The sequence below is a fragment of the Flavobacterium sp. genome (genome assembly GCF_049590715.1).
Taxonomy (GTDB): domain Bacteria; phylum Bacteroidota; class Bacteroidia; order Flavobacteriales; family Flavobacteriaceae; genus Flavobacterium.
This window is the reverse complement of sequence record NZ_JBAWDL010000212.1, coordinates 1-20,785: the sequence shown is the minus strand read 5'-3', so window position 1 is coordinate 20,785 and position 20,785 is coordinate 1. Positions and strand designations below refer to the sequence as shown.

The 20,785-nt window shown below is 33.9% G+C and carries 16 protein-coding genes, 1 tRNA gene and 1 pseudogene; 14 read left to right on the top strand and 4 right to left on the bottom strand.

Going from position 1 to position 20,785, the window contains the following annotated elements; translation table 11 throughout:
* Positions 1-785 (top strand): annotated as a pseudogene (locus WBQ70_RS09755) (DNA polymerase III subunit alpha); the annotation flags it as partial.
* 322 nt (positions 786-1,107) lie between these two features.
* Here the strand turns inward: WBQ70_RS09755 and WBQ70_RS09750 are convergent.
* The 3 genes from WBQ70_RS09750 to WBQ70_RS09740 form a co-directional block, all read right to left on the bottom strand.
* Positions 1,108-3,060 carry a PKD domain-containing protein gene (locus WBQ70_RS09750; protein WP_423913471.1) on the bottom strand — a complete coding sequence of 651 codons (1,953 nt, stop codon included), beginning with the start codon at positions 3,058-3,060 and terminating at the stop codon, positions 1,108-1,110.
* A 183-nt stretch (positions 3,061-3,243) separates the two neighbouring features.
* On the bottom strand, positions 3,244-4,215 hold the full coding sequence (locus WBQ70_RS09745; RefSeq protein WP_423913468.1) for a hypothetical protein: 972 nt from the start codon (positions 4,213-4,215) through the stop codon (positions 3,244-3,246).
* A 69-nt stretch (positions 4,216-4,284) separates the two neighbouring features.
* Entirely contained in the window at positions 4,285-4,722 is a 438-nt protein-coding gene (locus tag WBQ70_RS09740) for a hypothetical protein (protein ID WP_423913467.1), read from the bottom strand.
* A 286-nt stretch (positions 4,723-5,008) separates the two neighbouring features.
* Here WBQ70_RS09740 and WBQ70_RS09735 point away from each other — a divergent pair, with 286 nt between their 5' ends.
* The 13 genes from WBQ70_RS09735 (at position 5,009) to WBQ70_RS09675 (ending at position 18,352) form a co-directional block, all read left to right on the top strand.
* Positions 5,009-5,587 carry an RNA polymerase sigma factor gene (locus WBQ70_RS09735; protein WP_423913465.1) on the top strand — a complete coding sequence of 193 codons (579 nt, stop codon included), beginning with the start codon at positions 5,009-5,011 and terminating at the stop codon, positions 5,585-5,587.
* A gap of 7 nt (positions 5,588-5,594) precedes the next feature.
* The gene (locus WBQ70_RS09730; RefSeq protein WP_423913463.1) at positions 5,595-6,320 is read left to right on the top strand and encodes a tetratricopeptide repeat protein; all 726 of its coding nucleotides are present in this window, start codon (positions 5,595-5,597) and stop codon (positions 6,318-6,320) included.
* A 4-nt stretch (positions 6,321-6,324) separates the two neighbouring features.
* Positions 6,325-6,981 (top strand): class I SAM-dependent methyltransferase, encoded by a 657-nt coding sequence (locus WBQ70_RS09725; RefSeq protein WP_423913460.1) that lies wholly within the window; start codon positions 6,325-6,327, stop codon positions 6,979-6,981.
* A 59-nt stretch (positions 6,982-7,040) separates the two neighbouring features.
* On the top strand, positions 7,041-7,820 hold the full coding sequence (locus WBQ70_RS09720) for a TatD family hydrolase (protein ID WP_423913458.1): 780 nt from the start codon (positions 7,041-7,043) through the stop codon (positions 7,818-7,820).
* A gap of 64 nt (positions 7,821-7,884) precedes the next feature.
* Positions 7,885-9,027, top strand: a complete 1,143-nt coding sequence (locus tag WBQ70_RS09715; RefSeq protein WP_423913455.1) for a 1-acyl-sn-glycerol-3-phosphate acyltransferase — start codon at positions 7,885-7,887, stop codon at positions 9,025-9,027.
* Complete coding sequence (locus tag WBQ70_RS09710; protein ID WP_423913452.1) at positions 9,011-10,039, top strand: asparaginase; 1,029 nt, start codon at positions 9,011-9,013, stop codon at positions 10,037-10,039. Before WBQ70_RS09715 ends, WBQ70_RS09710 begins: the two co-directional genes overlap by 17 nt.
* Before the next feature lie 54 nt (positions 10,040-10,093).
* Positions 10,094-10,180 (top strand) — tRNA-Ser (locus tag WBQ70_RS09705).
* A 261-nt stretch (positions 10,181-10,441) separates the two neighbouring features.
* Entirely contained in the window at positions 10,442-10,900 is a 459-nt protein-coding gene (locus WBQ70_RS09700) for a ferritin-like domain-containing protein (RefSeq protein ID WP_423913450.1), read from the top strand.
* A 452-nt stretch (positions 10,901-11,352) separates the two neighbouring features.
* A complete protein-coding gene (locus WBQ70_RS09695) occupies positions 11,353-13,620 on the top strand; it encodes an aconitate hydratase (protein WP_423913447.1) in 2,268 nt (755 codons plus the stop codon).
* 240 nt (positions 13,621-13,860) lie between these two features.
* A complete protein-coding gene (locus WBQ70_RS09690) occupies positions 13,861-15,801 on the top strand; it encodes a LysM peptidoglycan-binding domain-containing protein (RefSeq protein ID WP_423913445.1) in 1,941 nt (646 codons plus the stop codon).
* A gap of 91 nt (positions 15,802-15,892) precedes the next feature.
* Positions 15,893-16,501: a uridine kinase gene (udk, locus tag WBQ70_RS09685; protein ID WP_423913443.1), complete on the top strand. Its 609-nt coding sequence runs from the start codon at positions 15,893-15,895 to the stop codon at positions 16,499-16,501.
* A 57-nt stretch (positions 16,502-16,558) separates the two neighbouring features.
* Positions 16,559-16,885 (top strand): FtsB family cell division protein, encoded by a 327-nt coding sequence (locus tag WBQ70_RS09680; RefSeq protein ID WP_423913441.1) that lies wholly within the window; start codon positions 16,559-16,561, stop codon positions 16,883-16,885.
* A 102-nt stretch (positions 16,886-16,987) separates the two neighbouring features.
* A complete protein-coding gene (locus tag WBQ70_RS09675; protein ID WP_423913439.1) occupies positions 16,988-18,352 on the top strand; it encodes a methylmalonyl-CoA mutase subunit beta in 1,365 nt (454 codons plus the stop codon).
* A 155-nt stretch (positions 18,353-18,507) separates the two neighbouring features.
* On the opposite strand, the gene WBQ70_RS09670 is transcribed toward WBQ70_RS09675, so the two are convergent.
* Positions 18,508-20,785 (bottom strand): bifunctional aconitate hydratase 2/2-methylisocitrate dehydratase (locus WBQ70_RS09670; RefSeq protein ID WP_423913437.1); only part of this gene is annotated, 2,278 nt, incomplete at its 5' end.

Genomic DNA, 20,785 nt, shown 5'->3' with positions numbered 1-20,785 from the left:
AACTAGCTAAAGAAAAAGAAGTTGTGGGGATTTACATCTCAGGACATCCTTTGGACGATTATAAATTTGAGATGAAATATTTTTGTAATGCTAAACTAGAACACCTCAAGAAATTGGAATATTTTGTTGGAAAACCTCTAACGGTGGGTGGCATTGTCAATAATGTACAGCACAAAGTGGCAAAAAACGGGAAAGGTTGGGGAATATTCACCTTAGAAGGGTATGACGAAAGTTATGAGTTCAAGATTTTCGGTGAAGACTATTTGAAGTTTCGTCATTTTTTCCTTCAAAACAATTTTGTGTACATCAAATTAATGGTCAAAGAAGGTTGGGTCAATCAAGATACAGGCAAAAAAGCGGATCCTCGAATTGTATTTACCGAGGTGAAACAACTACAAGATGTATTGGCTTCTTTTTCGAAAAAATTGACGTTGATTTTAAATATTACCGATTTACAAACCGATTTTATCCATCATCTCAATCGGGTATTCCAAGAAAACAAAGGCGATCATCAAGTTTCTTTTGAAATTATGGAATTAGAAAAAATTAAGAGAATGGTGGCGGTTGCTCCCGTAAACATTGATGCCGATGAAGATTTTATTGAGGAAATGGAGGATGATGACAATAGTGAAATCAGTATTTCGAAAACGCCTGAAGTCACCGAGGTAGAAGAAATCAGTGTGGTTACGAAGTTAAGTATGCCAAGTCGCCGACTTAAAATCAACATCTGTAATGAATTATTAGTGGAATTGGAAAAAATGCAGATTAACTTTAAGTTGAACTAATTTTTTTAACCGCAAAGATTTTTATAACCGCTAAAGCACAAAGGAGCATAGAAACAGAAGCGGTTTTACAAATTTCTTTAATTTCTAAAATCAGTTATCCAAGAAAATCGTGTAAATCAGTTTTTATCTACTTTTCGCTTTAGCGAATCCGATAAATCCAATCACTAACAACGGAAAAATCCTTTTTAATCCGCGTCTTAGCGATAGCTAATCCGTTTTATCCGCGTCCAACTGTACGCATATTCATTTAAAGATTTTCTAAATTTCTCTAATTTCTAAAATCTGTGTTCCAAAAAAACTAGTTTACTATTGATCTCTAAAATTAAAACTTCCATATTCCATAAAACTGGAAATAATTAAAGTTCTCTTTGAAGTTCATCACATAGCGTGCCCCTAAACTAGGCCCTATTCTGGCAGCTCCAATAGTTAGATCAAAAAGGAATCCTGTTTTAAAATCCGTAAAGGTTTTATTAGCACTTACTGATTCTTCCTTGGTACTCAAAAGAAAATTTTCTTTCTGCGTTTCGAATAATTCTATTTTAGAGTTTTGTTCTTGTTTGGCAGAGGCATTGATATTCGCTTGGATTCCAGCACCAATACCTATAAAGTTATTAATATTATACCGAATAAGCACTGGAATTTCATTGTTGATATTTGTATTACTGGTTGTTGATGTGGTACGCTGTAATCGTCTTACGCCATTAGCACCATTAATAATTTCATCAGTAATTGTAGTTGCTGAATCAAAATTATGCAGGCTGTTTACCAACTCGGCTTGCCAATAAAAACGATAGGATTTGAAAGGAGAAATTGTTGCACCCACAAAATAATTAGTCGATTTATCTAAACTAGGGTAATAATTATATCCTGCCTTCACCCCAATCGAAATTCCGGGAAGAAATCTTGTTGTGGCGTAATTGGTGATAATGGGTTCGTTTTTATCGAATATAATAGCTGTTCTACTTTTGGTTTTTACTTTATGAAAATCCTTATTGAACTTCATCGAATATTTTACAAACCCTTTGGTGCTGTCTTTTTCTTTTACATTTTTTTGTTCACTTCCTGGTAAATAAATATTTTTGAACGTGAAGAAAATCTGTTTTTGCTTGATAATCGTATCTAAACAGCTGGTGGTAGAAACCTCCTCTTTTGGGCAAATGGGGCATTTAGGATACATGTCCTCAATTTGGAATGTTTTCTTGTCAAACATATCCGGAATATCTGTTTCTAACCGGATCATGCGTGCTGGACCTTCGCCGTTGTTTTGAAAACGGGTTTTGAAATTCACTCTTTTAAAACGCACCAAACGGTAATTCATAAAACTCCCATTGGACCCCATTTTATTAGGATCGTGAGAGGTTACGATTTCCATTTCGAGGTTTTTTACCTTATGATTTTTATAACTTCTATTGGGAACATAAATACCACGCATGGTTACGGTGGCACTGGTATCCTTAATCATCTCGGGTGTGGTTTTGAAGGTATAAAAAACGTTGTGTGTGTCGTTTGGATTCGTATCATCCATTTCTAAGATAGAAACGTTACGGTATTCTTTTTTGGCTTCCGCCAAAGTGAGTTCTAAATCCTCTTCGGTGGTGGTGTTTTTGTATTTTTTGATGGGTTTATAGCCTTCGGTTGAAGCTAAATAAGAATGTGTGTCGTTTACTTCATTTGCCACAGCAAAGGTGTTTTCTTTGACTTCTTTTTCGCCAGCATGTGTGCGGAAATCAACCAATTCGAAGTTGTTGTTTTTAAATTGATTTTCGTTATAAAAAAGATAGAGTTTACCATTACTCACATAATTCTCTAGGTTTTGATAGCTTAAAATAACGACCATTTCTTGATCTGGAATGGGGTCGCAGTTTTTTTGAAGGGTAAATCCGTTTTGATCAGCGATGGAAGCGATGGTATTATTTGCTGGTGTTGAAACATCGTTGACCACGACTTTTTTAGGTCGGGTGGCGGGTGGTTTTCCGTTATCGTAATTGTTGGTTACGGCTAATCGGGCATTGTACGTTCCTTTGTTTTTATAAGTATGTTTGGGTTCGGCTTCTTTACTGTAAGTTCCATCACCCATTTCCCATAAATAGGAATAGGATGGTTTTGGCGCACCAGCAATGGGAATCAAAGGGGGTGTTTCAGGTTTGAAATTGACTTGGTTTCCGTTTTGGATATAGCCAATAATGGCACGACGCGTAATAGTATCTTTGACTTTAATTTGTGAAAAACAGAAGGAAGAAAAAAGAAGTAACAAAAAAGATAAAAATATTTTCATGACCTTAGACGTTTTTAGCCCTGATGGGAGCGGCATCCTTTTTCTGGCTTTTTTAGCCAGGAAAAGATACAGCGGACAGCAGGATTAGCTCCTGTAAACCACCAAAGTAGCTGTTAATTTTTTAAAAGTAAAAAAAAGCGGTGAGCAAATCACCACTTTTTCTTAAAAATATAAATTATTTGTTTATTGTATGGCATTGATCGCAGCTACTAATTGTGCCTCTGACCCTACCGTTGTTTCGCCCATGGTGAATGTATAAACATCATTAGCTTGTACGGTTACGGCTTTGATAGCATATCTCCATTGCCCGTTATCCTCTGTCGCAAAAATCACGTGACAAGCTAAACCGACAGGTATTTGACCGTAATGTTCACTAAAGAAACCAGCAGCTGTATAGGTATCTAATTTAGCTAAAGCATTTTGTCCTTCACCATCATATGACAGGTAAATGGCACTATTTGTATTATCATATCCTGACGGTGCGGCTACAAGAAGGGTCGTTTTAGGTCTAGGATCGCTATAGAATCTATCCACATTTGTCCATCCGAAGTTTCCAAAAGATACGTAATAACTATTTTGTCCTGCTTCAACTCCACCTTTGCCATTTGTTCCAGCTGCGTCACGAGCATCTTCCCAAACTAAATTTCCGTTATCATCAATGATTCCTTTCCATAAAGTCATGGCATTATCTACACCATCCGTCAAGGCTGTTGGCACATTCAAATTGATGTTGCAGGTACTTACTAAATCAACACCTCCTTGCGTGGCTTTGATAAAGAACTCACCACCTGAGATTAACAGGTTTCGGTCGCCGTTTGGCATGATTCCCATAGTCGGTTTATTAGTCACTAACATGTTTCCTTTGTCAAAAAGCTCTACATATTTGATCTCTATAGCACCTGTTACTGGATCTCCGTTTTTTGTCAAACAGTTTCCGTTAAGTGTAATGGTTACTCCTTTGGCTGAGGTAAGTGTAATCACTCCAGCCCCCGCAGTTGCTGTAAATTTTTGAGTTTGGGCATCAAGGGCGGCTTCTCTTACGGCTGCAAATTGTGCTGGTGTTGCAGCTGGAGCTGGGTTGTCATTGTTATCACAACTAATGAAAGATAAGGCTGCTAGGAATAATAGTCCGATGTTTTTAATATTTGTTTTCATAATTTCTAATTTTTAAAAGGATTGTTATTTTTAATTATATCAATTTAGGTTTACTATTGTTACCCTTGTTTATTGATTAGTTTGAATTATTTTATAATGTAACACATCAGCTTTACCAATCAAGTCAATCATTTTTTTGGCTTGGCTTTCAGAGTTTGAAAAACCTTTAGCATATCCCGAAATGGTTTGAGCTTCCCAGAAATAAAGTCGATTATTATTTGCGTTTGCTTCATTTTTAACTTGGTAAAATCGTTCTACTTTTTTATCTAAAACAATTTCACTTACGGAAACTAAAGCGATCATTTTATTTGCTTCGGTTAGTGAGTTAGCAGTTCCAGAATAATTTCCTTCAACTGTTTTTACCTTCCAATCGTATATTTCAACGATTTGATCTCTTGATAAAGTAGGAGTCGTTTTGAATGTATTTGTATTTGTTGTCGTTTCTTTTGCAATACCGTTAGTAAATGAAAAAGTAAAAATGGCTAATGTTAAGATTAATTTTTTCATGATTTCTAATTTTTAATGTTGTTGTTTTATGATATCAATTTGGTTTTTGATTTGTTACCCTATTTTTTAAATATTTTAAAAAAATATTTTATCGTGTAATAATTTTCCAAAGGGTACAGGAGAAAAAGCGTCTGATTCTTTTATAATATCTTTTCATAATCCAAGTGGTTTAAAAGTTTTGGTTACTGATTTATACGGTTATATCAATTGTTATTTTGTATTGTTACCCCTTAATCTGAAAAATTTTAAAATTCTTTTTTTACATTAGCAGTTAAATTATTTTTTTATGGCGCAACCAGTACCTCATCCTGACCAAATGTATATTGAAGGACTGGCCGAAAACAATTCGGCTATCATTCAATCTATTTACAAAAAGTTTGTCCCAAAGGTGATTCATTATATAAGGACTAATTCTGGGGATGAAGATCAGGCACAAGATGTGGTGCAGGAAGTATTGATTGTTTTGTTTGATCAGGCTAAAGCCAAAAAACTCACATTGACTTGTCCTTTTGATGCCTACTTTTTTTTGTTATGCAAAAGAAGGTGGTTGAACGAATTGAAAAAAACTTCGAATAAAGGGGTAACATTAGATGAAGATTTCATATCTAATAAAGAAGCCACCGATGACATGGCTGCCCAAACCGAATTGTTTGAGTCGCAACAACATCTTTTTGATATGATGTTTCAAAAACTTGGTGAAAAATGCCAAGAAGTACTCAAGTTGAGTTTTGCACTCAAATCAATGGAAGAAGTAGCCCAAAAACTTAACGTTACTTATGGTTATGTTCGAAAGAAAAAATCATTATGCACAGGACAGCTAACACAGTGGATTCAAGAATCAAGTCAGTTTACAACATTAAAATAATCAAGCCATGAACGAGGAACGCTACATATTATTTGATCAATACCTAGAAGGGGAACTTTCAGCAATTGAAAAAGAGTCTTTTGAAAAACAATTGAACTCGGATACTGAATTTGCAGCATCTTTTGAAGCTTTTAAGGCAGTCAACTTTCAATTGGAACAAAAATTTGGGATTGAAGCCGAAAGAAATACTTTCAAAGAAAATCTTTCTAGAATTGCTGCAAAACCTAAGAAAATCAAAAGATCAAAACTGAGAACTTTGCAACCTTGGTATTATTCTGTGGCAGCATCGGTTGCAATTTTAATAGGCGCTTGGGTATTTATGCAAAATTCAAAACCTATATTTACTGATTACAACCAATATGAAAACGCCTATTTTACAGAAAGAGGCGATGTGAATGCTAATATGAAATTAGCACAAGATGCCTTTAATGCTAAAAACTACAAAGAAGCCATCCAGCAGTTTGAAATCATTTTAAAAGAAAAACCATCTCCTGAAATTGAGTTGTATTTTGGGATTTCATTGCTTGAAACCAATAAATTAAAAGAAGCTGAAGCCGTTTTTACTAAATTACAATCAGGAACTTCTATTTACAAAGACAAAGCGACATGGAATCTAGCCCTTTTGAAACTAAAACAAAAAGAATACGATGCCTGTGAAAGGTTGTTAAAAACCATTCCTAATGATTATGAAGATTATGACAAAGTAAAAGAACTATTAGACAAGTTAGATTAAAAATATGAATGAAGAAGAAATTAAATTAATAGCAAGTCAATTAAGAAAGCCCAAAGGTGAATATGCCAAAAAAGTAGGCGTGACAATGAATGAGGGAAATCTTTTGATGAACAAAAAAACAATTGCTTTATTAGATGCTCAACCTAACGAAACAATTCTTGAAATTGGAATGGGTAATGGATTATTTGTAAAAGATATTCTTTCTATTGACTCAACTATTTGCTATATCGGTTGTGATTTTTCAGATGTTATGGTTCAGGAATCTATTAGCAATAATCAGATATATGTAGCTAATAGTCAAGCCCAATTTATAGAAGCGAATATTAATAAATTACCTCAAAAACCCTCTACGGTTGACAAATTATTTACCGTAAATACACTTTATTTTTGGGATGATGTCTCTTTAGGGTTTTCAGAAATCAAAAGGGTTTTAAAAGATAAAGGACAACTGATCCTTTCCATTAGACCTAAATCAGTAATGGATGATTTTCCAATAACAAAATATGGATTTACTACTTTTTCCAAATTAGATGCTGTAGAAATTCTAACTCAAAATGGATTTGAAATCAATGAAATTGTAGAAGAGGAAGAAGAAGAATTAGATTTTTTTGGAGGGAAATTAAAAAATGGATTTTTAGTATTCAAAGCAACTAAGTTGTAAACAGATCCAAAACGATTTTAATTTTAATTCTTGTAATTTTGTGGTCTTAAATAAAAACTGTGGAAACCAAAACAATCCTTACCGACACTCATACGCATTTGTATTCAGAAGAATTCAATGAAGATAGAAACGAAATGATTCAAAGAGCTATTGACGCTGGGGTTAGTCGTTTTTTTATTCCTGCAATTGATGCGGCTTGTACACCCTCGATGTATGCTTTAGAGCAAGATTTTCCTGAGAATATATTCTTGATGATGGGATTGCATCCTACTTATGTCAAAGATAATTATCAGGAAGAATTACAACATGTAAAAGAAGAATTGGCCAAAAGGAAATTCTATGCCATTGGTGAAATTGGGATTGATTTGTATTGGGATAAAACCCATTTAAAAGAACAACAAATTGCTTTTAGAACTCAAATTCAGTTGGCTAAACAATATAAATTACCTATTATTATCCATTGCCGTGATGCTTTTGACGAAATTTTCGAAATCTTGGAAGAAGAAAAATCGGATGATTTATTCGGGATATTCCATTGTTTTACGGGAACTTATGAGCAAGCACTACAAGCGATTTCGTATAATATGAAATTAGGAATCGGAGGTGTAGTGACCTTTAAGAACGGAAAGATTGATCAGTTTTTACACGAAATCGATATGCAACATATTGTATTAGAGACTGATTCTCCTTATTTGGCACCTAAGCCATTTAGAGGAAAAAGAAACGAAAGTAGTTATGTCGTAAATATAGCGGAAAAACTGGTTGAAATATATGGACTGTCGTATGATGAGATTGCTCAAAAAACAACTGAGAATTCAAAAGCTATTTTCGGTATTTAATTACAATAATGCCTTAGTTTGACTTTTTTTTTGTTCTTTTGCTTTGGACTAAAAAACAACTATAATGCAAAAATTTGACGCGATTCGGCCTTTTTATGACTCCGAAGTTAATGAGACTCTTCAAAAATTGATTCACCATCCTATGATGAAATCATTAATGAATTTTTCATTTCCTGATGTAGCCGATGAGATTTGGAAAGAGCAACTGGCTAAAACTCATTCAATTCGTGATTATCAATGCAATTTTATTTATCAATCTGTACAAAAAGTATTGGAGAAAAGTTCTGAAGGACTTTCGACTTCTGGTTTCGAAAAACTAGAGAAAGGAGAATCGTATCTTTTTATATCCAATCACCGTGACATCTTACTCGATACAACTTTATTGAATGCCTCGTTGTTTGAGCATGGTTTAGTCATGACAGCTTCAGCCATTGGTGATAATTTAGTCAAAAAACCATTTTTAATGGACTTGGCTAAACTGAATCGTAATTTCCTAGTTCAAAGAGGGTTGTCTCCTCGTGAAATGTTACAAAGCTCCAAAACATTATCCGAATACATTGGGCATTGCTTGCAACACGAAAGTCGTTCTGTATGGATAGCACAACGTGAAGGAAGAACCAAAGATGGAAATGACGCTACCAATCCAGGTATTTTAAAAATGCTTGCTATGGGTTCAGACGAGGAAAATTTGATGAATTATTTCAAAAAAATAAAAATTGTTCCTGTTTCTATCTCATATGAATACGATCCTACTGATGCTTTGAAAATGCCACAACTATTGGCTGAATCAAATAATGAAGTTTATGTAAAAGAAGAGAACGAAGACTTTATGACCATTTTAAGTGGTGCTTTAGGACAAAAAAAACACATCCATATTCATATTGGTGATGTCTTGGACAAAGAAATAGATGCTATTGCTGGTGAAAATGAAAGTACAAACAAACAAATTCAAGCCATTGCTCAAGCTATTGACGATTCTATATTGAGTAATTATAGGTTGTGGGCTACGAATTATATCGCCTATGATATTATCAATAATTCAACTACTTACGAACATAAATACACGCAGGAAGAAAAATCACTTTTTGAACGCCGATTAGAGATGCGTATTGACAAAGAGAATCCAGTAGCCTTGCAACATTTTTTATGTATGTATGCTAATCCTGTTGTCAACAGTCAAAAGTACATCAATGAACACAAAGGCTAAAATACTTCTAGTTTATACCGGTGGCACCATCGGTATGAGTAAAGATTTTGAAACAGGAGCACTCAAAGCTTTTGACTTTAGCAAACTAACATACTATACACCCGAATTAAAGCAATTGGATTGTGAGATAGCTTCTATTTCATTTGTAAATCCTATTGATTCTTCCAATATGAATCCTCATTTTTGGGCAAAAATAGCTTTGATTATTGAAGATAATTATGCCACTTTTGACGGATTTGTAGTGCTTCATGGTTCCGACACCATGTCCTATACGGCATCGGCATTGAGTTTTATGCTCAAAAACTTATCAAAACCCGTGATTTTAACGGGTTCACAATTGCCCATTGGTGATTTGCGTACAGATGCCAAAGAAAATCTAATTACAGCGATCCAAATGGCTTCTTTACGAGAAAATGGACAAGCTGTTATCCAAGAAGTATGCCTTTATTTTGAATACAAATTATTCCGTGGCAACCGCACTACTAAAGTAAATGCAGAACATTTTAAAGCTTTTAGTTCGCCAAATTATCCCTCTTTAGCTGAATCAGGAGTGCATTTAAAATGGAATTCAGATTTTTTTTTACCCAAAACGCTTTCATCCAAATTAATAGTCCAGTCTGTTTTGGATACCAATGTGGTCATCGTAAAACTATTCCCTGGTATTTCAGAAAAAGTGCTTAAAGCCATTTTATCAATTCCTACACTCAAAGGTGTTATTTTAGAAACATATGGTTCTGGAAATGCCACCACCGAAAAATGGTTTCTAGAACTACTACAAACTGCCATTCATAACGGACTGCATATTGTCAATGTTACCCAATGTTCTGGCGGTAGTGTCCAAATGGGACATTATGAAACTAGTACTGAGATGAAAAAACTAGGCGTAATCTCTGGAAAAGACATCACCACCGAAGCTGCCGTTACAAAACTCATGTATTTGTTAGGTAAAAATACTGCTCCTCAAGATTTTAAAAACCTATTTGAAACTTCTTTGCGTGGTGAAATGATTTAATAGCGTTTTTACTTTTCTAACTCGATTTTTTTTGAGTTATTTGCAAACCAAAATAGAGAGGTGTCTGAGTGGTTGAAAGAGCTAGCCTGGAAAGCTAGTATATGGGCAACTGTATCGAGGGTTCGAATCCCTTCCTCTCTGCAAATTATATAATCCCTGTAAATCTTGATTTATAGGGATTTTTTTTTACGCCCCCTCCATTTACTAAGACCCATAAATTTATAAATGAAATGTATTTCAGCGCATCAATTTCATAAGTTGGAGAAGAGGTTTAAAAAATAATATTTTGACAGATTGACTCCTACATATCTAATTATTATATAATAAAACATGAAAATTCTGTAAGACAAAAAACTAATGCGATTCTCATCTTTGTACTATCAATTAATAAAATATAATATTATGACACATACAGATGACACTAGAGAAAAAACAGTTAGCACTTTAAACGGATTAATTTCTATTCTAGAAGATGGAAAACTTGGATATACAAATGCCGCTGAACACGTAGATAGCCCTGCTATTAAATCTGATTTCTTAGAATATGCTCGTGAACGCGCTTTGTTTATAGTTGAATTACAAGATGAAATCAATAGACTAGGAAAATCAACAGACACCGCTGGAGGAGGTCCATTTGGTGCACTTCACCGTGCATGGATCGACATAAAATCGTCTTTTACAAGTGGTGATACCGAAGCCATTATTAATGCTTGTATCACTGGTGAAGAAGCCGCTATTGAAGAATACCGAACAGCTCTTAAAAATGATCATTTAGAACGTGATCAAATTGCCATTATTTCTAATCAATTGAATAACATTCAAAATACATTGATAAAAATTAAGGCAAAAAAATTAACTTAATCGTGAAAAAATCACATCAAAAAACTACTTGGTTTACGAATTAAGTAGTTTTTTTTATTTAATAATATCAACCAAAAACCTAACTTAAACCGATTCGCTCTTCTCTCCTTTTTAGGCTAAGAGTTAGGATGAACAATAATAGTCTATATTATATTTGTATTTAGGTATAACTGTTCAAAAAAAAAACAGTTCAATAAGCACCAAATTACTTTAGAGTTTATTCTTAATAGCGTTTTTTTAGGTCGTTTTTTGTTAAACGAAGTCCTCTTTATTATTTTAAAAAAGAACCAAACTCAGCTAAATCATTTGATCATAAAATACATTTAAAACTTAATAAAAACATAAAATAGAATTATAGATCGTTATGTGAGACTTCTTTTTTTTATAGCTACTCATTTTTTTTGTAACTTGTGGGGATTAACATTGAATAACATTATAATTATATAAATCTTATGGCATTTGATATCGAAATGATTAAAAAAGTGTATGCCAACATGACTAGTCGTGTTGATGCAGCACGTAAAATAGTTGGTCGTCCTCTTACTTTGACTGAGAAAATTTTATACAGCCATCTTTGGGATGGTATTGCAAATAAAGCCTACGGGAGAGGAGTTGATTATGTTGATTTTGCTCCTGATAGAGTTGCTTGTCAAGATGCAACTGCACAAATGGCATTATTACAATTTATGCATGCTGGAAAGAAGACTGTGGCAGTTCCTACAACCGTTCACTGTGATCACTTAATCTTAGCAAAAGACGGAGCTAAGAAAGATTTAGCTTTAGCAAACGACCAATCAAAAGAAGTTTTTGACTTTCTTTCTTCAGTTTCAGACAAATATGGAATTGGATTTTGGAAACCAGGATCAGGAATTATTCACCAAATCGTTTTGGAAAATTATGCATTTCCTGGAGGAATGATGATTGGAACGGATTCTCATACAGTAAATGCTGGTGGATTAGGAATGTTAGCTATTGGAGTTGGTGGAGCTGATGCCGTAGATGTAATGTCAGGAATGGGATGGGAATTAAAATTCCCTAAACTAATAGGTGTTAAATTAACGGGGAAATTATCTGGCTGGACGGCACCAAAAGATGTAATCTTAAAAGTGGCTGATATTCTTACTGTAAAGGGAGGAACAGGAGCTATCGTTGAATATTTTGGTGAAGGAGCTACGAGTATGTCTTGTACAGGTAAAGGCACAATCTGCAATATGGGTGCCGAGATTGGAGCAACTACTTCCACTTTTGGATATGATGATTCCATGAGAAGATATTTAACCGCTACAGGCCGTCAAGATGTTGTAGATGCAGCCGATAAAGTATCTGATTACTTAACCGGTGACTCAGAGGTATATACAAACCCAGATAACTATTTTGATCAAGTTATTGAAATTAATCTTTCAGAATTAGAACCACATATTAATGGTCCTTTTACGCCAGACAGAGGTACTCCAGTATCTAAAATGAAAGAAGAAGCGAAAGCCAATGGGTGGCCAATAAAAGTAGAATGGGGATTAATCGGTTCTTGCACCAACTCTTCATATGAAGACATGGCTCGTGCGGTATCTATTGTAAATCAAGCCGTAGAACATGGGATTTCTCCAAAAGCAGAATTTGGTATCAATCCAGGTTCTGAGCAAATTCGCTACACAATTGAAAGAGATGGAATGATAGCTGCTTTTGAAAAAATGGGAACAAAAGTGTTTACAAATGCTTGTGGACCATGTATCGGACAATGGGATAGAGCGGGTGCCGACAAACAAGAAAAAAACACCATCGTTCACTCTTTTAACCGCAATTTTTCTAAAAGAGCAGACGGCAACCCAAATACACATGCTTTTGTAACATCTCCCGAAATGGTTGCAGCATTAGCTATTGCTGGAAGATTAGATTTTAATCCTTTAACAGATACATTATTGAATGACAAAGGAGAGGAAGTAAAACTAAGTACTCCTTTTGGCGATGAATTGCCAAAAAGGGGGTTTGATGTAGATGATAACGGCTTCCAAGCTCCTGCTACTGATGGTTCTAGTGTGAAAATTGTAGTTAGCGAAACTTCAGATCGTTTGCAATTATTAGCTCCTTTTGATGCATGGGACGGTAAAAATATAACAGGTGCTAAATTATTAATCAAAGCCTTTGGCAAATGTACTACAGATCACATTTCTATGGCAGGACCCTGGTTGCGTTTTCGTGGACACTTAGATAATATTTCTAATAATATGTTGATTGGTGCTGTAAATGCCTATACTCAAAAGACAAATTCAGTTAAAAATCAATTAACTGCTGGATATGATGCTGTTCCTGCTGTAGCTCGTGCTTATAAAGCAGCTGGGGTTCCTTCAATTGTTGTAGGGGATCACAATTATGGTGAGGGTTCTTCTCGTGAACATGCTGCTATGGAGCCTCGCTTTTTAGGTGTTAAAGCGGTATTAGTAAAATCATTCGCACGTATTCATGAAACCAACCTTAAAAAACAAGGTTTATTAGGATTGACTTTTGCAAACGAAGCGGATTATGATAAAATCCAAGAAGATGACACCATCAACTTTATTGATTTAGTAGATTTTGCTCCAGGAAAACCGTTAACAATTGAGTTTATTCACGCCAATGGCTCTAAAGATATTATTATAGCAAACCATACATATAACGCTAGTCAAATTGGCTGGTATGTAGCAGGTTCAGCTTTAAACTTAATTGCTACGGAAGCAAACGCCTAATTTTTTTTTTAATTAAATTCACAAAGTGCTCTATCTAATAGAGCACTTTTTTTATGCGGCATTTTGTTAAAATGGGCACAAAGAGTTGTTAAAAAAAATACGATATTTGCACAGAAGAAGTATTTTTACGCTCTCAAAATAGGGTTTATTCATTTTTCAGGGTTATAGTTAAATAATAAACTAATTTCCCATATAAAACGAATTGTTTTGTTTTTAGTTTAAAAAATAAGAAAAAAATTTATGAGGAGTTGTAGTTTGATTTTAGTGATGGGATTGTTATTTGGTTTTACTGCTTTTTCGCAACAAAAGACTACGGAACACATCGTTGCTAAAGGAGAGACAATTTCAAAAATCGCAAAACAATACAATATAAAAGCGTCAGACATCTACGAATTGAATCCTAAAGCTAAAAACGGAATAAAATTCAAGTCGGTTTTGTTGATCCCTTCTTCAACTCAGAATCCAATTTATTCTTCATCAATTCCCTCAACTCCTACTTTTAAACACGAAGTATTACCTAAAGAAACCATTTATGGTATTTCAAAAGAGTATGGTGTTTCTCTAAATGACTTGTATAAAGAAAATCCTACCTTAGAATTGACAGGTCTTAAAGTTGGACAACAAATTTCAATTTTAAGAGAAAATAAGATGAATAAAATAATTATTCAGACAGAACAATTAAAAGATATTTCTTCTCCTGTTTTAGATACAAATTTCAAAAACCTAGAAAAAACAGAATATGAGGTTTTAGCAAAACAAACGAAATATAGCATTGCAAAGGATTTTGGAATAACCGTTTCTTTATTGGAAATATTAAATCCTATTTTGCAAATCCAAGAATTGAAAATCGGACAAAAAATTATTATTCCTTTAAAAGAGAGTATTCCTAACTTAGTTCCTGAACCTAAAAAAGAAGCATCAAACACAACAATTCTTACTGAAGAAATAAAACCAACCGAAGTTACTATTTCAGCTCAACCTAATATAATTTTAGAGGATGTAAAACAAACAGCTGGTTTTGAAATAGAAATTTTACCTAAACAAACCAAGTATAGCATTGCTAAACAATTTGCCATTTCTATAGAGGAACTAGATCATGCAAATCCTGAATTAGAATCGAATCCATTGAAAATAGGACAAAAAATCACTATTCCTTCAACACAAAAAGAACCAGTTACAGTAGTTGAATCCCCAAAACTACTTGTTGAAAAAAATGAAATTAAAACTAAGTATGAAGAAAAAACGATTGCTCCAATAGAAAAAACCCCAACTAGTATTGAAGTTCTTGAAAAGAAAACGATCGTTAACAAAGAGATCATCCATGAAGTGTTGCCAAAAGAAACTAAATATGGTATAGCAAAAGAACATGGACTTTCCATTTCTGATCTAGATAAAGCAAATCCTAATCTGGAATCAGATGGTTTAAAAACTGGTCAAAAAATTATAATCCCCACGAAAGAAAATACCGAAATTGTAACTGAAAAAGAAAATACTTCTTTGAACACTCAGCCATTGACAATCAACAAAGGCATAGAAATTAAACCTACTGTTGAAAATAAAATTGAAGAAATTACAGTTACTCACATAGTAGTTGCTAAAGAAACAAAATACGGAATTGCTAAGGAATTTGGAATCACAGTAAAAGAATTAGAACGACAAAACCCCAAGATTATAAAAAAATTAAATGTTGGCTCTTTATTAACCTTTCGCAGTCCTAAAGTTCTAAACCCTACTGTAGTGAAGCAAGAATTTATTGGAGAGTCAATGGAAGGTGAAAGCAATATCAAATCCTATCAAGGAAGTGCATTTATTGATCAATTGATTTCAACAGCTTCTGAAAACATAGGAGTACGCTACCGTTCAGGTGGCACTACGAAAGATGGCTTTGACTGCTCTGGTTTAATGTGCACTACATTTGGAGCTTATGATATTCAATTACCACGAACTTCAATAGAACAATCACATTATGGACAAGTTATTGAAATAGAAAATGCTCAAAAAGGAGATTTAATTTTTTTTAAAACTAGAGGAGGTCACCAAATCAACCACGTAGGAATGGTCGTAGAAGTTATTGATGGTGATGTCAAATTTATCCACGCCTCAAATTCAGGTGTGATCATTTCTTCTATCAAAGAAAGTTATTATTCTAAAAAAGTAGCTCAAGTAAATAGAGTTTTGTAAGGCTAAAATATAATTTCAATATTTTTTAAGAAATTAAAATCCATACTCATTTAAAAACTTATTTTTGCAATACCATTAAGCTGAAAATATCATGTTAATTATAGGAATTGCGGGAGGAACTGGAAGCGGAAAAACAACTGTAGTTCATCAAATTATAAATGAATTTACAGAAACTCAAGTTGGCGTACTCTCTCAAGACTCCTATTATAACGCAACACATCAGCTGAGTGATAAAGAAAGAGTGTCAATCAATTTTGATCATCCTAGAGCAATCGATTTTGAACTTCTGGTGAGTCATTTGAAAAATCTAAAGGAAGGAAAAGCCATTCATCAACCAATATATTCATTTGTAACACACAATCGTACTGAAGATTACATAATCACGCAGCCTAGAAAAGTACTTATTGTTGAAGGGATTTTAATTTTTACCAATCCCGAACTCCTTAATTTGTTTGATATAAAAATATTTGTACATGCTGATGCTGACGAACGATTAATCAGACGATTAAAAAGAGATATTGCCGAACGCGGCAGGGATTTAAACGAGGTTTTAAATCGTTATCAAACTACCTTAAAACCCATGCATCAGCAATTTATCGAACCAACCAAAGCTTTTGCTGATATTATTATCCCAAATGACAAACCTAATACAGTAGCAATTGAGGTAGTTCGTGCACTAATAAACCAAAAGTTACTGTAAATTATTGTAATTTTATAGGCTAAAGCTGTACTTTAATTTCTAAAAAAAAGGATATAAATGACCAATCCATATAAAGACAAATCTTGGTTTAAATTCATAAGTAACAAATACATTTGGGTACTGTTGTTTTTTGGTACATGGATGATTTTTTTAGATAATTATTCTTATTTTGATCATCATATTTTGAACAATCAAATTGATGAACTTGAAGAAAATAAAACCTATTACCAAGAAGAAATCAAAAAGGATGAAAAGCAAATTAAAATGCTTCAAAATCCTGAGCAAATAGAAAAATATGCTCGAGAAAAGTACTTCATGAAAAAAGATAGTGAAGACATTTACATCATTGAATTCGAAGGAGACAGTTTGTCAAGTAATAAGTGATTTTTTACCTTCATTAAAAAAGCATTTCTTAAATTCTATTTTCATTATTAGAATTCAAAAAAAAATACTTTAGTCTCCTATTTTATTACTAAAACACACATCATGGCTACTCCATTATTTGATGAATTTGACCCCGTTTCTTCCAAATTGTGGAAGCAAAAAATCCAATTTGAATTGGATGGAGCCGATTACAACGAAGCGATGATTTGGAACTCTCCTGAAGACATTAAAGTAAAACCTTTTTATCACCAGGATGAATTGTTAAAAAAATACCCCGTTACAACTTCGGCAAATTTATTTTCAATTTGCCAAAATATTTTTGTGTATAATATAGAGAAGTCGATTGAAAGAGCTTTAGACACCTTAAATCGTGGAGCTGAAAGTTTACGTTTTTCTATCGAAGATGAAACTATTGCTATTGAAGAGTTATTGACAAAATTACCTCTTGATGGTTTAATCATTTATTTTAATTTCAGTTTTCTTTCTTTGGATTTTATCCAAAGAATTGAAAAATCTACCCAGTCAAAAGAGATTACTTTATATTATAATTTAGATCCTATTGGACAACTAGCAAAAGATGGAAATTGGTTTAAAACAGATGAGAATACCAATTTTGATACTCTAAATTTAATCTCAAAAACAATTCCTAATCGCTCTTTTATTAGTATTAATGTAGGTTTGTACCAAAATGCAGGTGCTAATATGGTACAGCAATTAGCTTATGGATTAGGACAGGTAAATGAATATTTCAACCGAATACCTACTATAAATTCCAAAATTGTTTTTGAAATTGCTGTAGGAAGCAATTATTTCTTTGAGATAGCAAAACTAAGAGCCTTCCGAATTTTATTTTTGACCTTGGCCAAAGAATACCAGCACGTATTAGAATGCCATATACTAATAACGCCTACCAAGCGCAACAAAACTGTCTATGGATACAACGTTAACATGTTACGAACCACAACCGAATGTATGTCGGCTATTTTAGGTGGTGCTGATGCAATCGCTAATCTAGCATATGATTCGCTCTATCATAAAGACAATGAATTTGGCGATAGAATAGCTCGCAATCAATTGTTGATCCTAAAAGAAGAATGTCATTTTAACAAAGTTAATAATCCATCAGATGGCAGTTATTATATTGAGAGTTTAACGAATCAATTAGCTGATAAAAGTTTGGCTTTATTTAAGGATATTGAAGCCAAAGGTGGTTTCTTAAAACTACTTAACGAAGGAGTGATTAGAACTAAAATCCAACTCAGTGCCGATAAAGAACAAGCATTATTTGATTCCAAAGAAGAAGGATTAATAGGAACGAATAAACATGCCAGTAGAGAAGATAGAATGAAACAGGAACTCGATTTGTTTCCCTTTGTAAAACTAAAACCGCGTAAAACATTAATTACACCTATTATAGAAAAACGCCTTGCTGACAAATTAGATCAAGATAGACTGGCAACGGAATAAAAATATTTAATAAAATAAACCCTCAAAAATATAATGCTTTATAACACCTTACGGTATTTTTTAAGCATTTTTTTTTAAACAATTAAACCTTAAATTAAAAAGCCTTCTCAAATTATGTTTTGAGAAGGCTTTATTATAATTATGTGATTATCTAATTACTTAACTAGTAATTTATGAGAAGGAGCAAATTTAGTTAGATTAATCCCTTCAACTGCTGTTTTATATTCTTCTATTGTTGGAGTTCTACCAAGGATTGTAGACAAAACTACAACTGGAGTAGAAGAAAGTAGTGATTCTCCCTTTTTCTCATCAGTATCCTCTACAACTCTTCCTTGGAAAAGACGCGTAGATGTTGCCATTACAGTATCTCCTTTTGCCGCTTTTTCTTGGTTACCCATACAAAGATTACAACCTGGGCGCTCTAGATACAACATATTTTCGTATGAAGTACGCGCTGCTGCTTTAGGCACATTATCGTCAAACTCGAAACCTGAGTATTTTTGTAAAATTTCCCAATCCCCTTCAGCTTTCAATTCATCAACAATATTGTAAGTAGGAGGAGCTACAACTAGTGGCGCTTTGAACTCTACTTTACCATTTTGTTCATCAATATTTTTAAGCATATGCGCTAGAATTTTCATATCTCCCTTATGAACCATACAAGATCCGATAAATCCAAGATCTACTTTTTTAACGCCACCATAGAAAGATAATGGTCTAATAGTATCATGTGTATATCTTTTAGAAACATCAGCATTATTAACATCTGGATCAGCAATCATTGGCTCAGCAATTTGATCTAAATCCACCACAACTTCAGCATAATACTTAGCATTTGCATCTGGTCTCAAGGCTGGTTTTTCACCTGAAATAATCTCAGCGATTCTTTTATCTGCAATAGCAATCAATCCTTTAAGAACTTCATTTTTATTATCCATTCCTTTGTCAATCATAATCTGGATTCTACCTTTCGCCATCTCTAGAGATTCGATCAAAGTATAATCCTCAGAAATACAGATAGAAGCTTTTGCTTTCATTTCGGCAGTCCAGTCTGTAAATGTAAAGGCTTGATCTGCATTAAGAGTTCCTAAATGAACCTCAATGATTCTTCCTTGGAATACATTCTCTCCACCAAATGTCTTAAGCATTTGAGATTGTGTAGCATGAACCACATCACGGAAATCCATATACCCTTTCATCTCTCCTTTGAAAGTGACCTTTACCGATTCTGGAATTGGCATAGAAGCTTCACCAGTAGCCAATGCGAGAGCAACAGTTCCTGAATCAGCACCAAATGCAACGCCTTTAGACATACGTGTATGAGAGTCACCACCAATGATGATCGCCCACTCGTTTACAGTAATATCATTAAGTACTTTGTGAATTACGTCAGTCATTGAATGGTAAACACCTTTGGGATCACGAGCTGTGATTAATCCAAAGTCATTCATGAATTTCATCAATCTAGGAATATTAGCTTTTGACTTATTATCCCAAACTGAAGCAGTATGACAACCTGATTGGTAAGCACCGTCAACAATTGGAGAAATCACAGTAGCAGCCATAGACTCTAATTCCTGTGAAGTCATCAAACCTGTTGTATCTTGCGAACCTACAATATTTACAGTAACACGAACATCTGAACCAGCGTGCAACACTTTACCAGGAGTTGTTCCAACTGCATTTTTATTAAATATTTTTTCTACAGCCGTAAGACCTTGTCCTTCTATAGAAACCTCTTTTGACGGAGCATATACTGGAACAATACCAATACCTAGAGTCTTTGAAGCAAATGTTTGCAATTTTTTTCCAAAAACAATTGCGTAAGAACCACCCGCTTTTATGAATTCAATTTTCTGAGGTGTAAATGCCTTAGAAATATCAATTAATTCTTTATCTCCGTTGTAAAGTTTCTTAGTCTTTGTATTGATTGTAAGAACAGTACCTGTAGCAACTGAATAAACTTCTTCTAGAATAGGATCTCCACTTTCGTTACGAACAGCGTTACCATCTTTGTCTAATTTTTTCACCCAGTTTTTAAGGTCAAGACCAATACCACCAGTAACATCAACAGTTGTTAAGAAAATTGGCGAAATACCGTTAGTTCCTGCAACAATAGGAGCAATATTAATAAATGGAACGTAAGGACTCGCTTGTTTACCACTCCAAAGTGCCACGTTGTTTACACCTGACATTCTAGATGATCCTACACCCATAGTACCTTTTTCAGCGATTAACATCACGCTTTTATCAGGATTGGCTTCTGCCAATGCTTTGATCTGGTCTTGTGCTTCTGGAGAAATCAAACATTTTCCATGCAATTCGCGATCAGAACGAGAGTGTGCCTGGTTTCCTGGAGAAAGTAAATCAGTAGAAATATCTCCTTCACCAGCTATAAAAGTAATAACTTTAATTTCTTCAGCTATTTCTGGT